This window comes from Halobacterium sp. BOL4-2, from assembly GCF_016917835.2.
Lineage (GTDB): Archaea > Halobacteriota > Halobacteria > Halobacteriales > Halobacteriaceae > Halobacterium > Halobacterium salinarum.
Genome location: NZ_CP070332.2, coordinates 1,796,574 through 1,809,997, shown reverse-complemented (window position 1 = coordinate 1,809,997; position 13,424 = coordinate 1,796,574). Strand labels below are relative to the sequence as shown.

The window sequence follows — 13,424 nt, the reverse complement described above, 5'->3', positions numbered from 1 at the left end:
CGGCGTTACGCCGGCAGCGAGACGGTGTCGACGGGTTCGCCGACGGTGGCGTCGTAGAGGGAGAGTTCGTCGATGGTCCAGGTGACGGGGCCGACCGCGCGGCCGTCGATGGCGTCGACGGCGCGCTGGCCGCGGAACCCGTCGGCGTCGCGGGCCAGCGTGACGTGGGGGTCGTAGTCGTCGCCGCCCTCCATCACGGGAACGGGGTCGAAGGGGTCACAGAGGCGGTCGTGGAGGTGGTGGATGCCGGGGCTCTCGACGGCGAGGTAGACGACCGGACTGGAGCCGTTGGGCGGGTTCTGGAAGGTGTCGATCTCCGAGATGCGGGCTTGGGCGGCGGGCGCGCCTTGGAGGGCGTCCTGGGCGGTCTGCCACGCCGCCAGCGCTTCCTTGCGGGTGTCGGCGGGCACGCGCTTGACCAGCAGCGTCTGTTCGTGGCGCTGGCGGACGCGGTCGAACTCGGTGAGCGCGGGCCGGAGGTCGGCCGCGATCTCGTTGACGGCGGGCGGAACCGGCGCGTTCACGCTGTACACGCCCGTCCGTCGGGCGTGGATCGTGAAAGCCCTGACGTTGTTCCTACAGTTCGTCGAGCAGCCAGAGGGCAACGACGATGACGATCACGAGCGCGATGAGTGGGCGTGCGAGCCGGAGGGCGGCGGTGAGCGCGCCGAGGAGTGCATCGAGGACTTCGATCGCGAGCCAGACGACGACCAGCGCGAGGGCGATTTTCACCAGCGAGTCCGTGTCGAGCGCGCCGCGTGCGCGGGGCATGGGCGGGTTTGCGTGACGACGACTAAGAGCCTACCGACGTCCATGTGACTAGTTGCCAGGAAACGTTTAACTCGGTGGCTGCGTTTCTCGGAGGTAGATGACGCCGCCGGCTCCCACCAGCGTGCGGTCGCCGCTGTCCGCCGGGAGCGCCGCGGCTGGCGTGTCGCAGCGCCGACGACGACGGGGTCCCCGTGACCCCCTATAGCTAGCCCTGTTCTACCGTTCGTCGTCGACCGCACCGCCGTTCGACCGCTGCGATACGCTACACACACAATGCCATCAGGAACCGTCGCGCTCGCCTTCTCGGGCGGGCTCGACACGACAGTCTGTGTCCCGCTGTTGAAAGAGGAGTACGGCTACGACGACGTGATCGGCGTCACCGTCGACGTCGGGCAGCCCGACGCCGAGTTCGCGGCGGCCCGGGAGACCGCCGCCGCGCTGGGCGTCGAGCACCACGTCGTCGACGCCACGGCCGAGTTCGCCGCGCTGTGTTTCGACGCCGTGCGGGCCAACGCGACCTACCAGGGGTATCCGCTCGGCACCGCGCTTGCCCGCCCGGTCATCGCCGACGCCATCCTGTCGGTGGCCGAAGCCGAGGGCTGTGCGGCGCTGGCCCACGGCTGCACGGGGAAGGGAAACGACCAGTTGCGCTTCGAGGCGGTGTGGCGCGCCAGCGACCACGACGTGTGTGCGCCCGTCCGCGAGCTCGGGTTGACCCGCGAGTGGGAGATCGAGTACGCCGCCGAGCGCGACCTCCCGGTGGAGGCGGGCAACGAGGGCGAGTGGAGCATCGACACGAACCTCTGGAGTCGCAGCGTGGAGGGCGGCCACCTGGAGGAGCCCGACTACCAGCCGCCCGCGGACATCTACGCGTGGACCGACGCGCCGAGCGGTGAGACGGGCACCGTCGACATCACCTTCGAGGCCGGGGTGCCGGTTGCCGTCGACGGGACGGCGATGGAGCCGGTGGCGCTCATCGAGGCGCTGAACGACCGTGCGGGGAGCTACGGCGTCGGCCGCACGGACATGCTCGAAGACCGCATGCTGGGGCTGAAAGTCCGCGAGAACTACGAGCATCCGGCCGCGACCACGCTGCTGGCGGCCCACAAGGCCTTAGAGGGGCTCGTGTTGACGAAGGCCGAGCGGGATTTCACCGCGGCGGTGAGCCAGCAGTGGGCGCAAAAGGCCTACGAGGGGGTCGTCGAGCATCCGCTGATGGACGCGCTGAACGGGTATCTGGACGAAACCCAGTCGGCGGTCAGTGGCACGGTGACCATCGCCTTCGAGGGTGGGCGGGCGCGCCCGATCGCCCGCGAGAGCGAGCACGCGGTGTACTCCGCGGACGCGGCGTCGTTCAACACCGAAACCGTGGCGGGGATCGAGCAGGCCGACGCCACGGGGGTCGCGAAGTACCACGGCTTCCAGTCGCGGTTGGCGAACGCGGCGTTCGACGGCAACAAATGACCGGGGGCGGCGATCCGGTGGTGCGCCGCGACCGGTTCAGCGGCGGGCCCGCACGCTCGTTCCTCTCGTCGATGGACGGCGACGGCCGCATCTTCGAGGCGGACCTCGCGGTGGACCGCGCACACGTCGTGATGCTCGCCGAGCAGGATATTATCGGCGACGAGGCGGCGGCAGCGATCCTGGGCGCGCTGGCCGACGTCGAGGCGGCGGGGTTCGACGCGCTGCCCCCGGGCGAGGACGTGCACGAGGCCATCGAGACGGCGGTCGTGGAGGCTGTCGGGCGTGACGGCGGGAAGCTACACACCGCGCGGTCGCGCAACGACGAGGTGGCGGCGTGCATCCGGTACCGGCTGCGCGCGGACCTGCTGGACGCCATCGAGGTCGTGGTGGCGCTGCGGAGTGCGCTGGCCGACGTCGCGGCGGCGGAGGCCGAGACGGTGATGCCGGGGTTCACGCACCTGCAGCCCGCACAGCCGACGACCGTCGCGCACTGGGCGCTCTCGTACGCGGGGACGCTCGCCCGCGACACCGGCCGGCTGTGCGACGCCTACGGGCGCACGAACGAGTCGCCGCTGGGCGCGGCGGCGTTCGCCGGCACCACCTTCGGCGTCGACCGCGAGCGCACGGCCGCCCTGCTGGGGTTCGACGGCGTCGTGGCGAACGCGGCCGACGCCGCCGCCAGCCGTGATTTCCTGCTGGAGGCGGTGAGCGCGCTGGCGTCGGTGGCGGTGACGTGTTCGGGGCTGGCCGCGGACGTGGTGTTCTTCGCGAACCGCGGGTTCGTCGAGGTGAGCGACGACTACGCGTCGACGTCGTCGATCATGCCCCAGAAGAAGAACCCGGACACCATGGAGTTGGTGCGCGCGACCGCGGGCGACGCGGTGGGCGCGCAGCAAGCCCTCGCGACGACGCTGCAGGGGCTGCCGCGGGCGTACAACCGCGACCTGCAGCGTGCGACCGGGCACGCGTGGACCGCCGTGGACGGCGTGACCAGCGCGGTCGAGGTGGCGGCGGGCGTGGTGGCGACCGCGGGCTGGCCCGCTGACGACCTCGAAGCCGCGGCGGGCGAGGGGTTTTCGACCGCGACCGGTGTGGCGGACGCGCTCGCGGCGGGGGGGCTGCCGTTCCGGACGGCCCACGAGGTCGTGGCGCTGGCGGCCGAGCGCGGCGGCGAGGGGGCGACCCTGGACGCGGTGGCGGCCGCGACCGAGGCGGTGACCGGGGAGCCGTTGTCCGCGGTCGTGGAGCCGGCGGCGGTGGCTGACGCGCTGGATCCCGTGGGGAGCGTCGCCGCCAGGGATTCGGCGGGCGGCCCGGCACCGGCGGCCGTCGAGGCCGCCGTGGCGGACGTGCGCGACGGGATCGACGCCGACGAGGCGGTGCTGGCGGCCGAACGGGCGTCGCTGGCGGACGCTGCGGACGCGCTGGCCGCGGAGGTGTCGGGGTATGTGTGAGTGGGGGCGGGGCGGATGACGGTCGTCGTGGCGCTCAGTGCGGCCGGCGATCCGGGAGTGGCGGCGGCCGATGTGGCGCATCTCGCGGCGAACGGCGAGGCGGTCGTGGTCGTGTGCGACGGGGCGGCGGCCGCGGAGGACGTGCTGGCGGCGTTCCGGGCGGTCGGCGTACCGGGCGTGGCGCTCGACGAGGCGGCCGTCCTGGCGGGGGACCGGGAGTGTGTGAGTGCGGCCGTGCTGGCCGAGGAGTGCGACGCCGGATGCGTGCCCGTGGTGTCGGGAGACGTCGACCGCGCGGCGGCCGCCATCGCCGGGGCGTTGGACGCCTCGCTGGTGGTGGTGGCGGACGCCGACGGCGTGTCGGAGGCGGTGGTGGCGGCCGAGGCGGCGGTCGCAGGCGGGGTCGCGGAGGCGGTGGTGGTCGACGGGGGGCGGCGTGATCCGGTGGTGCGTGGGCTCAACGGACGGGCTGGCATCCGGGTCACGCCGTCGGTGGGCGGGTGAGCGCGGGCCGGATCGCAGTGGCTGCGTGCGGGGCTGAGGTTTTTGTTCCAGCGGCCGAAACCCCGGAGTATGGAGTTCGTTACGACCGAGACCGTGCCCGGGCGCGAGATCACGGAGTCGCTGGGCGTCGCGCGCGGGAACACGGTGAAAGCCCGGAACGTCGGCCGGGACATCACGCAGAGCATCCGGAACATCACCGGCGGCGAGTTGAAGGCGTACTCGGAGCTGTTGACCGACGCCCGCGACGACGCGCTGGATCGGATGGCCGAGGACGCGCGGTCGATGGGCGCTGACGCGGTTGTGAACGTGCGCTTGGAGAGTTCGGAGATCGCGAACGGCGGCTCGGAGGTCATCGCGTACGGCACCGCCGTGACGCTGGCCTGAGGGCGGGTGCCGTGTCGCCGTCGGGGACAACTTCTTGTGCCATGAGAACGACCATCAAGACGTATCGCAATGCAACCGTGCCACAACTGTCAGTCGGTCATCGACGAGTACACCCTCGACAAACAACTCGACGGGCTGCGCGAGCTGACAGTCGACGATTTCAACCTCTGTGCGGACTGCGTGACCGTCGTCGACGACGCGTGTGTGACGTGTGGCGGCGCGGTCTACGTCCCCGAGAGCGCCACGAAACCCCCGCATTACTGTCCGGCGTGTCGGGCTGACCTGCTGGCCGGCGGCCACGACCCCGGCTGGCGCAGCGACGTGGTGTCGGACTGACCCCCGGAGGTCGGTGGCAATACTCACACCACCCGCCTGGTATTTGTGGGTCGCCCACGGAGACCGAGCCATGACTGACCTTTCGCTGGCGGGCGAGACGCCGGCGTGCGCGACCGACGGCGTCTGGCTGGCGTGCGTGGAGTGTGGTGGGACGCTGGCACCGTTCGCGGACGTGGTGTACCGGTGCCCGGAGTGCAGCGGCCTGCTGGAGGCGCGGTACGCCGACTACCCGGGATTCGAGGCGTTCAGTGGGCGCGGGGTCTGGCGGTACGCCGACGCGCTCCCGGTCGACGCGGGCGTCTCCGTCCAGGAGGGCGACACGCCGCTGTACGAGGCACCCGACGTCGCGGCGGCGGCCGGCGTGGCCGACGTCCGCGTGAAACACGAGGGAATGAACCCGACGGGGAGCTTCAAGGACCGCGGGATGACCGTGGGCGTCCGGGTCGCCGAGCGCCTCGGCGTCGACCGGCTGGCGTGCGCGTCGACGGGGAACACGTCGGCGGCGCTGGCGGCGTACGGCGGGCGCGCCGACACCCCCGTGTTGGTGTTGCTCCCCGCGGGCAAGGTGGCGGCGGGGAAGATCGCGCAGGCGGCGCTGCACGGCGCACGCATCTGCGAGGTCGACGGCAACTTCGACGACTGCCTGGACGTGGTCGCCGAACTCGCCGCCCGCGGGGAGGCGTACCTCCTGAACAGCCTGAACCCGTTCCGCCTGGAGGGCCAGAAGACCATCGCGTTCGAGCTCCTTGAGCAGTCCCGGACGGCCACCGGCGAGTGGCCCGACCGCATCGTGCTCCCGGTGGGGAACGCCGGGAACACGGCGGCCCTCTACAAGGCGTTCCGCGAACTCGTCGCGGCGGGCGCGATGACCGACGACGAGATGCCGGCGCTCACCGGCGTGCAGGCCGCGGGGGCGGCACCGATGGTCGAAGCCGTCGAGGCGGGCCGCGGGCGCACCGAGCGCTGGACGGACGTCGAGACGCGCGCGACCGCCATCCGCATTGGAAACCCGGTGAACGCGCCGAAAGCGCTGCCGGGCGTCTACGAGACGGGTGGCACCGCCGTCGCCGTCTCCGACGACCGCATCACGGACGCCCAGCGCATGCTCGCCGGCGACGGCATCGGGGTGGAGCCGGCGTCGGCGGCCAGCGTCGCGGGCCTGCTGGCGCTCCGCGAGCGCGGCGAAATCAGCGCCGACGAGCGCGTGGTCTGTCTGACCACCGGCCACCTGCTGAAAGACCCGGCCGCCGCGGCCGCCGCCGGGGGCGACACCACGCCGGTGCCGGCGGACGCCGACGGCGTCCTCGACGCGCTCTGAGCGTCAGGTGACGCGCGCGATGATCACGGCGGCCACGATCAGCGCGCCGACCAGCCCCCAGAACGCGATCTCGTAGTTGGCGGCGGTCGACACGGCGCCGACGTACGTCGGGCCGAGCGCGCCCAGCCCGATGTAGACGGTGCGCATCGCGCCGAGGTCACCGCCGGCGGACTCCGGGGGGAACGCGTCCATCAGATACGACTGCATCACCGGCGGGAACGCCAGCAGCCCCGCCGCGAACACCACCACCGCACCGACGGCGGCCACGGGGGACGGCACCACCACGACCGCGGAGAGCGCGGCCGCGCCCAACACGAGCGCGCCGACGGCGAGCGCGCGCCGGGAGATCGTGTCCGACAGCGTGCCTGCAGTGGGTTTGGCGATGGCGCCGACGGCGAACAGCGCGCCGAAGGCGACGGTGCCGACCACCGGCGCGAACTCCTTGCCGTCGGTGAAAAACGTCGGCAGGAACGCGGCGATGGCCTGCCAGGTGAACGCGTACAGCGTGTACGCCACCAGGATCCACCGGAACTGGGTCCCCGAGAGGAGGCGGGCGGCGGTGTCGCGGACGGCAAGCGACCGGCGCTCGAAGACGTACGATTCGCGGCTCCAGACGTGCAACGCGATGGCGACGGCGGCGGTGAGACCGACGATGGGGGCGAACGCGTACCGCCAGCTGAGGAGCGCGAGCGCGACCGCGGCGATGCCCGCGGCCGACATCCCGCCGAGATCGCCGGAGGCGGTGTGCAGGCCGAACGCCCGGCCCTGCTTGGTCGAGTAGAGGTCCGCAACGAGCGCGCGGGCGGCGGTGGGGTAGAGCCCTGCACCGGTGCCGACGATGGCCGCCCCCACCAGCAACGCGGCGTACGAGCGCGCGGTTGCGAGGACGACGAACCCGCCCGACGCCATCCCGAGCCCGGTGACCAGCAGCGTCTTCCGCGAGAGGGCGTCGGAGAGGCGGCCGCTCGGGTACTGCAACAGCGCGTACAACCCCCACAGCGTCGTGAACGCGAACCCGGCCTTGGTGTTGGTGATGTGGATGTCCGCGGTGAGCGCCGACAGCATCGGCGACAGGACGAGGCGGCCGGCCTGAATCGCGAACCAGCCGGTGGAGATGGCGACCAACAGCCGCCCGGCGTATCCACGAACGAGGCCGTCGTCGCTGGGAGATGTCACTGTTGTCGTGGAGGACTGGCGGGCATTTGAGGGCGCTGAAATCGGCAGGATTCAACCCCCCGGCAGTCGGCTACTCGTCGTGTTCGCCCGCCAGAGCGGCCTCACGGAGTTCCCGGCAGCGCTCGCTGCCCACGTCGAGGTCCGGGACTGCGGTCGGCTGCATGTCGTCGTCGACGGCCACGAACACGAAGTAGGAGTCGGTGGTCTGTTCGGTCTCGCCGCTTCGCGGGTCCTCGCGGAACGCCCGCAGCCGCACCTTGATGCTGGTGTGGCCGGTGTCGTAGGCGTACGCCTGGATGACGCAGATGTCGCCCTGTGGGACGGGGCGCTCGAAGTCGAGGCTGTTGATGCGGGCGGTGACACACGTCTTGCCGGCGTGGCGCATCGCCGCCATCGCGCCGATCTCGTCCATCCACTTGACGACGTTGCCCCCGTGGGCGGAGGCGTAGTTGTTGGTGTCGTCGGGCTGGACGCGCTCGCGGTTCTCCATGAACGTGTCGCTGATCGAACCCATACCACACGGAGGGCGGCCAGCCGGAAAACGGCTGGCGTGGGCCGTCGGCGGCCCGAGTGGGCTACTCGCCGTTCAGTTCGATGCTGGTGACGTCGACGATGCGGTCGTCGCCGGCGAGTTCGTCGAGGGCGCGCGCGGGCACGTCGGCGTCGAGGTTGTAGACGGTGAGCGCCTCCCCGCCGCGGGCTTCGCGGGCGTTGAACATGCCCGCGATGTTCACCTCGGCGGTGCCCAGGACGCCGCCGATGAACCCGATGACGCCGGGCGTGTCGTGGTTGCGCGCGACGAGCATGTGGCCGTTCGGGGCGGCCTCGACGCGGAACCCGTCGATCTCCACGAGCCGGGGGTCGTCGCCGGCGAACAGCGTGCCCGAGACGGTGAGCTCCGCGTCGCCGTTGCCCACCGTGACCGAAACCAGGCTCTGGTAGGCCTCGCTGCGGTGGTTTTTCGTCTCCGTCACGGCGATGCCGCGCTTCTCGGCCACCCGGGGGGCGTTGACCGCGTTGACCTGCCACTCCAGGCCGGCGAACGCGCCCTGTTGGGCGGCCGCCGTGACGAGTGCGACGTCCTCGTCGGCGACCTCGCCCTGGTACGTGACGTCGACGCGCTCGATGCGGGGGTCGAACAGCGCCGCGGCGACGGTGCCGGCGGTCTCCGCGAGGTCGACGAACGGGCGGATGCGGTCGAACGCCGACCGCTCGGCGCTGGGCGCGTTCAGCGCGTTCACCACCGGATCGCCGGCGAGCGCGGCGACGACCTGGTCGGCGGTGTCGGTGGCGACGTTCTCCTGGGCGGCCTTCGTGGACGCGCCCAGGTGTGGCGTGGTGATGATGCTGTCGGCGTCGTGGAGCGGGGACGCCGGCGGGAGCGGCTCCGTGCGGAACACGTCGAGGGCGGCCCCCGCGATGACGCCGTCCTGGGCGGCGTCGGCCAGCGCGTCCTCGTCGACGACGCCGCCGCGGGCGACGTTGATGACGTAGCCGCCGTCCATCCGGGCGAGTTCGGCCTCGCCGATGAGGCCGTCGGTCTCGTCGGTGAGTGGGACGTGGATCGTGAGGAAATCCGCGCGCGCGACGCAGGTCTCGATGTCGACCAGCTCCGCGCCGAGCTGTGCCGCCCGGTCCTCGCCGATGTAGGGGTCGTAGGCGACCAGGTCCATGCCGAGGCTGTCGAGGCGCGTGGCGACCTCCTGGCCGACGCGTCCGAGGCCGACGACGCCGAGCGTCTTGCCGGAGAGTTCGGTGCCGAGGTAGTCGTCTTTCGCCCACGAGCCGGCGTCGAGGCGGGCGTGGGCCTGCGGGATCGAGCGCGCGGCCGCGAACGCCAGCGCGACGGTGTGCTCGGCGGCGGCGCGGACGTTCCCCGCGGGGGCGTTGGCGACCATGACGCCGTGGTCGGTGGCGGCGTCGATGTCGATGTTGTCGACGCCGATGCCGGCACGGGCGACGATGACGAGGTCGGGGGCGGCCTCGAAGACGGCGTCGGTGACAGCGGTGCCGGATCGCACGATCAGCGCGTGGGCGTCGCTCACGGCGTCTAAGAGCGCGTCGCCCGTGGCGTCGTAGGCGGTTGTGACCTCGTGGCCGGCGTCCCGGAGCCGGTCGAGGCCGGCGTCCGCGATGGGGTCGGTGACGAGAACTCGCATGTGAGTGGGTCAGGGCGCGCGCCGATAAGCGTTTCCGCATGTGTGTGGGGCGCTACCGGAGCCCGCACCCGAGAGTGATACACGATGCTGTGTTGGTCGGCGCTGAAATACTGCCGGATGTGGGGTGTTTATGCTGGCCGCAGGGCAACTCCGGGCATGACACTGGTGGCGTTCGACTTCGACGGCACGCTGGCCGAGTCGGAGATGCTCGACCGGATCGCGGCGCGCGCGGGCGTCGGCGACGAGGTGGCTGCCATCACCGAGCGCGCGATGCGCGGGGAGCTGTCGTACGCCGACAGCCTCCGGGAGCGCGCCCAGTTGGTCGCGGGGCTGCCCGAGTCGGCGGCCGCCGCTGTCTACGACGGCGTCCGCCTGCGTGACGGCGCGGGCGATCTGGTGGCGAAGCTCCGCGATGGGGGTGTTCGGGTCGTGGTGTTGACCGGCGGCTTCAAGCCGGGCGTGGCCGCGGCGTTCGACGCCGCCGGCGTGGCCGCCGACAGCGTGGTCGGGAATCGCCTCGTGGCCGCCGACGGCGAGCTCACCGGCGCGGTCGAGGGCCCCCTGGTCGAGGGCACGAAAGACGACGCGCTCCGGGACGCCTGCGAGGCGGCTGGGATCACGCCCGCGGCCGCGGTGGCCGTGGGTGACGGCGCAAACGACGTGCCGATGCTGGACGCCGCGGGCACCGCGATCGGGGTCGACCCGAAGCCGGGGGTCGACGCCCACTGCGATCACACCGTCTCGTCGATGGACGCGCTCGGGCGCGTGCTCGACGACCACGGCATCGCGTGAGCGCCGCGCTCACAGCGCGTCGGCGAGCTTCTGGACGGGATGTGGCGGGGCACCGTCGGTGTCGACGTCGTCGCGCTCGCTGAGCTGGCTGCGACACGACGACCCCGGCGCAGTCACGGTGTCGGCGTCGCTGTCGGCGACCTGATCGGCGAGGATGTCGGCGATGGCCTGGCTCATCGAGTAATGCTCGGCCTCGTAGCCGAAGCTGCCGGCCATCCCACAGCACGTCGAATCCAGCGGGTCGACCTCGTAGCCCGCGCGCCGGAGGACGCCGACGGCGTGGTGGTCGCGCTGCTGGGCTTTCTGGTGGCAGTGGCCGTGGTAGGCCAGCGATTCGCCGTCGGCGTCGAAGCCGGCGGCCGCGTCGAGCCCGTGACGGTCGAGATACTCGCAGACCCCGTACGTGTTGGCGGCGACGGACGCCGCGGGGGCGCTGGACAGGAGGTCGTGGTAGTCGTCTTGGACCATCACCGCGTCGGAGGGTTCGACGTACACCACGTCCCAGCCGTCCGCGACCTTCGGCGCGAGCGCCGCGACGTTCTCGCGCGCGATCCGGCGGGTGCGGTCGATCAACCCCCGCGAGTACGCCGGCCGCCCGCTGGTGCCGACGCCGTCGGGGAGCGCGACGTGGACGCCCGCGGCCTCCAGCACGCGCACTGCGGCTTTCCCGACGGCGACCGTGCTGTAGTTGGTGTACGGGTCGGGCGCAAGCAGGACCGTGTGCTCGGCGGCTGCCTCGGGCACCCGGCTGCCGCCGCGCGCGTCGAACCACGCCCGGAGGCTCTCCCGCCGGAACGTCGGGAGGTCGCGCTCGGCGGCGATGCCCAGGGTTTTCTCGGCGAGCGCGCCGGCACCCGGCAGCGCCGTGGCCCAGTTCGAGACGGGCGCGAGCGCCGACCCCAGGTGGAACAGCGCCTCAGTGTGGCCGAACAGCCGGTCGAGGACGCCGACGCCGTCGGCCTGGTGGCTGGCGTGTTTCACCTCGGTTTTGAGTTTCGCCATGTCCACGCCGCTGGGGCAGTCGAGTTTGCAGCCCTTGCAGCCCACACAGAGATCCAGCACCTCCGTCAGGAACTCGTCGTCGAGGGGGTCGGCGGGGAGGTGGCCGTTCATCGCCGAGCGCAGCATGTTCGCACGCCCGCGCGTGCTGAGTGTCTCCTCGTTGGCGGCGCGGTAGGTCGGACACATCACGCCGCCGGTGGTGTCCTGGTGGCCGGTGCACCCGGCACAGCCGTGACAGAGCTCGGTCATGCCCCGGAATCCGTTCTCGGTGTCCCAGTTCAGTGCGGGGTCGAACCCGGCGTCGAACTCGTCGTCGGGGGCGACACGCAGGTGGTCGGTCATGTCGATCTCGCCGGCGGCGTCCCCACAGACCGGCCCGGGGTTGAGGATCCAGTCGGGGTCGAAGGCCGCCTTGGTGCGGCGGAACGACGCCCACAGGTCCTCGCCGTAGAACTTGCGGTTCCACTGGCTGCGCGCGCGTCCGTCGCCGTGCTCCCCGGACACTGCGCCGCCGTACTCCACGACGAGGTCGGTGACGCGGTCGGCGATTTCGGCCATCTTCGCGACGCCCGCCTCGTCGGCGAGGGTCACGAGCGGGCGGACGTGCAGGACGCCGGGACCGGCGTGGGCGTAGTAGGACGCGACCGTGTCGAGGTCGTCCAGGATGGCCTGGAAGTCCGCGACGAACGCCGGCAGGTGGTCGGCGGGGATGGCGGTGTCCTCGATGTAGGGGTAATGTTTCTCGTCGCTGGTGCGGGACAACAGGATGGGGAGGCCGGCCTTGCGCATCTTCCAGAAGTGGGCCTGGCGGTCGTCGTCGTAGGCCTCCAGTGCGTCCACCGCGTGCACGGGGGCGTCGGTGGTGGTGGCTCCGGGTGGGTCGGCGGCCGGCGTGGCGCTGGGCAGGCGGTCGGCCAGCAGGTCGGCCACGCGGCGGCGGGCCTCGGCCGGGCTGTCGGCGTAGAACTCCACCAGCAGCGTCGAGTCCGTGCCGTCGGGCAGCAGCCCGACGACGTCGGCGAACTCGTCGGTGTCCCGCGCGAGATCGAGGAACACGTCGTCCATCACCTCAACGGCGGACGGGTCGTGATCGAGAACGGGGGCCACGTCCTGCATGGCGTCGCGCACGTCGTCGTACGTGAGCATCGCCACCGCGGTCTCCGCGGGGACCGGCTCCAGGGAGACTTCCGCCTCGGTGATGATGCCCAGGGTGCCCTCGCTGCCGGCGAGCAGGCGGGCGGCGTTCACCGCGCCGTGGGCCTCGGCGTCCGCCAGCAGGCGGTCGTAGTTGTACCCCGAGACGTTGCGCTTGAGGTCCGGGAAGCGCTCGCGGATCCGGTCGGCTTCCTCGTCGAGGAGCCGCCGGAGGTCGGCGTAGATGCGGGCTTCGAGGTCGCCGTCGGGGTCCGCGAGCGCGTCGAGGTCGTCGGTGTCCACCCAGCCCAGCGTGGTCACCGTGCCGTCCGCGAGCACGACCTCGGCGGATTCGAGGTAGCCGTCGGCTTTCTCGTACTGCAGGGAGTGTGCGCCCGTGGAGTTGTTGCCGATGGCCCCGCCGAGCACGCTCTTGTCCCCCCACGCGGGATCGGGGGCGTACTTCAGACCGTGGGCGGCGAGTTCGTCGTTGAGGGCCGCGAGCGTGATCCCGGGCTGGGCGCGCGCGGTCTCGGCCTCGGGGTCGAACCCGACGAAGCCGTTCATCGCGTGTTTGAAATCCAGGACGACGGCCTCGTTGACCGCCTGGCCGGCGAGACTGGTGCCGCCGCCGCGGGGGAGCACGGGGATCCCGCGGTCGGCGCAGTACGAGACCACGGCGGCGACGTCGTCGGTGGACGTGGGGAACACGACGCCGACCGGGAGCGCCTCGTAGATGCTGGCGTCGGTGGCGTACAGCTGGCGCGTGTAGCTGTCGAAGCGCACGTCGCCGTCGACGCGCTCGCGGAGGTCGTCGACGAGCCCGGGGCGCTCGACGCTGTCGCTGGTGTAGTCGTAATCGGCGTCGGGGTCGGTTGACGGGTCATCGGAGCGGAGGTCGCGCGTTGCCATCGTCGACCGTAGGAGGTG

The 13,424-nt window shown here is 72.0% G+C and carries 13 protein-coding genes; 7 read left to right on the top strand and 6 right to left on the bottom strand.

The window, feature by feature from the left end; translation table 11 throughout:
- Positions 1-5: 5 nt before the first annotated feature.
- A complete protein-coding gene (locus JRZ79_RS22830) occupies positions 6-533 on the bottom strand; it encodes a 2'-5' RNA ligase family protein (RefSeq protein WP_136360920.1) in 528 nt (175 codons plus the stop codon).
- 43 nt (positions 534-576) lie between these two features.
- Entirely contained in the window at positions 577-771 is a 195-nt protein-coding gene (locus JRZ79_RS22825) for a hypothetical protein (RefSeq protein WP_012289506.1), read from the bottom strand.
- Between the two features lie 273 nt (positions 772-1,044).
- On the opposite strand from JRZ79_RS22825, the gene JRZ79_RS22820 reads away from it, so the two are divergent.
- From JRZ79_RS22820 to thrC, 6 genes are all read left to right on the top strand, one after another.
- Positions 1,045-2,235 (top strand): argininosuccinate synthase, encoded by a 1,191-nt coding sequence (locus JRZ79_RS22820; protein ID WP_010903821.1) that lies wholly within the window; start codon positions 1,045-1,047, stop codon positions 2,233-2,235.
- Entirely contained in the window at positions 2,232-3,689 is a 1,458-nt protein-coding gene (gene argH, locus JRZ79_RS22815; RefSeq protein WP_205252238.1) for an argininosuccinate lyase, read from the top strand. Before JRZ79_RS22820 ends, argH begins: the two co-directional genes overlap by 4 nt.
- Before the next feature lie 15 nt (positions 3,690-3,704).
- Entirely contained in the window at positions 3,705-4,193 is a 489-nt protein-coding gene (locus JRZ79_RS22810; RefSeq protein ID WP_205251257.1) for a hypothetical protein, read from the top strand.
- A gap of 69 nt (positions 4,194-4,262) precedes the next feature.
- Positions 4,263-4,577 (top strand): YbjQ family protein, encoded by a 315-nt coding sequence (locus tag JRZ79_RS22805; RefSeq protein ID WP_010903818.1) that lies wholly within the window; start codon positions 4,263-4,265, stop codon positions 4,575-4,577.
- A 69-nt stretch (positions 4,578-4,646) separates the two neighbouring features.
- The gene (locus JRZ79_RS22800; protein WP_136360916.1) at positions 4,647-4,913 is read left to right on the top strand and encodes a hypothetical protein; all 267 of its coding nucleotides are present in this window, start codon (positions 4,647-4,649) and stop codon (positions 4,911-4,913) included.
- Between the two features lie 70 nt (positions 4,914-4,983).
- Positions 4,984-6,231, top strand: coding sequence for a threonine synthase (thrC, locus tag JRZ79_RS22795; RefSeq protein ID WP_205252237.1), 1,248 nt, complete (start codon positions 4,984-4,986; stop codon positions 6,229-6,231).
- 3 nt (positions 6,232-6,234) lie between these two features.
- On the opposite strand, the gene JRZ79_RS22790 is transcribed toward thrC, so the two are convergent.
- From JRZ79_RS22790 to serA, 3 genes are all read right to left on the bottom strand, one after another.
- The gene (locus JRZ79_RS22790; protein WP_205252236.1) at positions 6,235-7,407 is read right to left on the bottom strand and encodes an MFS transporter; all 1,173 of its coding nucleotides are present in this window, start codon (positions 7,405-7,407) and stop codon (positions 6,235-6,237) included.
- Between the two features lie 70 nt (positions 7,408-7,477).
- Positions 7,478-7,921: an acyl-CoA thioesterase gene (locus JRZ79_RS22785; RefSeq protein WP_205251254.1), complete on the bottom strand. Its 444-nt coding sequence runs from the start codon at positions 7,919-7,921 to the stop codon at positions 7,478-7,480.
- A gap of 61 nt (positions 7,922-7,982) precedes the next feature.
- Positions 7,983-9,566: a phosphoglycerate dehydrogenase gene (gene serA / locus JRZ79_RS22780; RefSeq protein WP_205252235.1), complete on the bottom strand. Its 1,584-nt coding sequence runs from the start codon at positions 9,564-9,566 to the stop codon at positions 7,983-7,985.
- A 156-nt stretch (positions 9,567-9,722) separates the two neighbouring features.
- Here serA and serB point away from each other — a divergent pair, with 156 nt between their 5' ends.
- Positions 9,723-10,358: a phosphoserine phosphatase SerB gene (serB, locus tag JRZ79_RS22775; RefSeq protein WP_205251252.1), complete on the top strand. Its 636-nt coding sequence runs from the start codon at positions 9,723-9,725 to the stop codon at positions 10,356-10,358.
- A 9-nt stretch (positions 10,359-10,367) separates the two neighbouring features.
- Here serB and JRZ79_RS22770 read toward each other — a convergent pair whose 3' ends face one another.
- Complete coding sequence (locus JRZ79_RS22770) at positions 10,368-13,406, bottom strand: FAD-binding and (Fe-S)-binding domain-containing protein (protein ID WP_010903811.1); 3,039 nt, start codon at positions 13,404-13,406, stop codon at positions 10,368-10,370.
- Between the last annotated feature and the right edge of the window lie 18 nt (positions 13,407-13,424).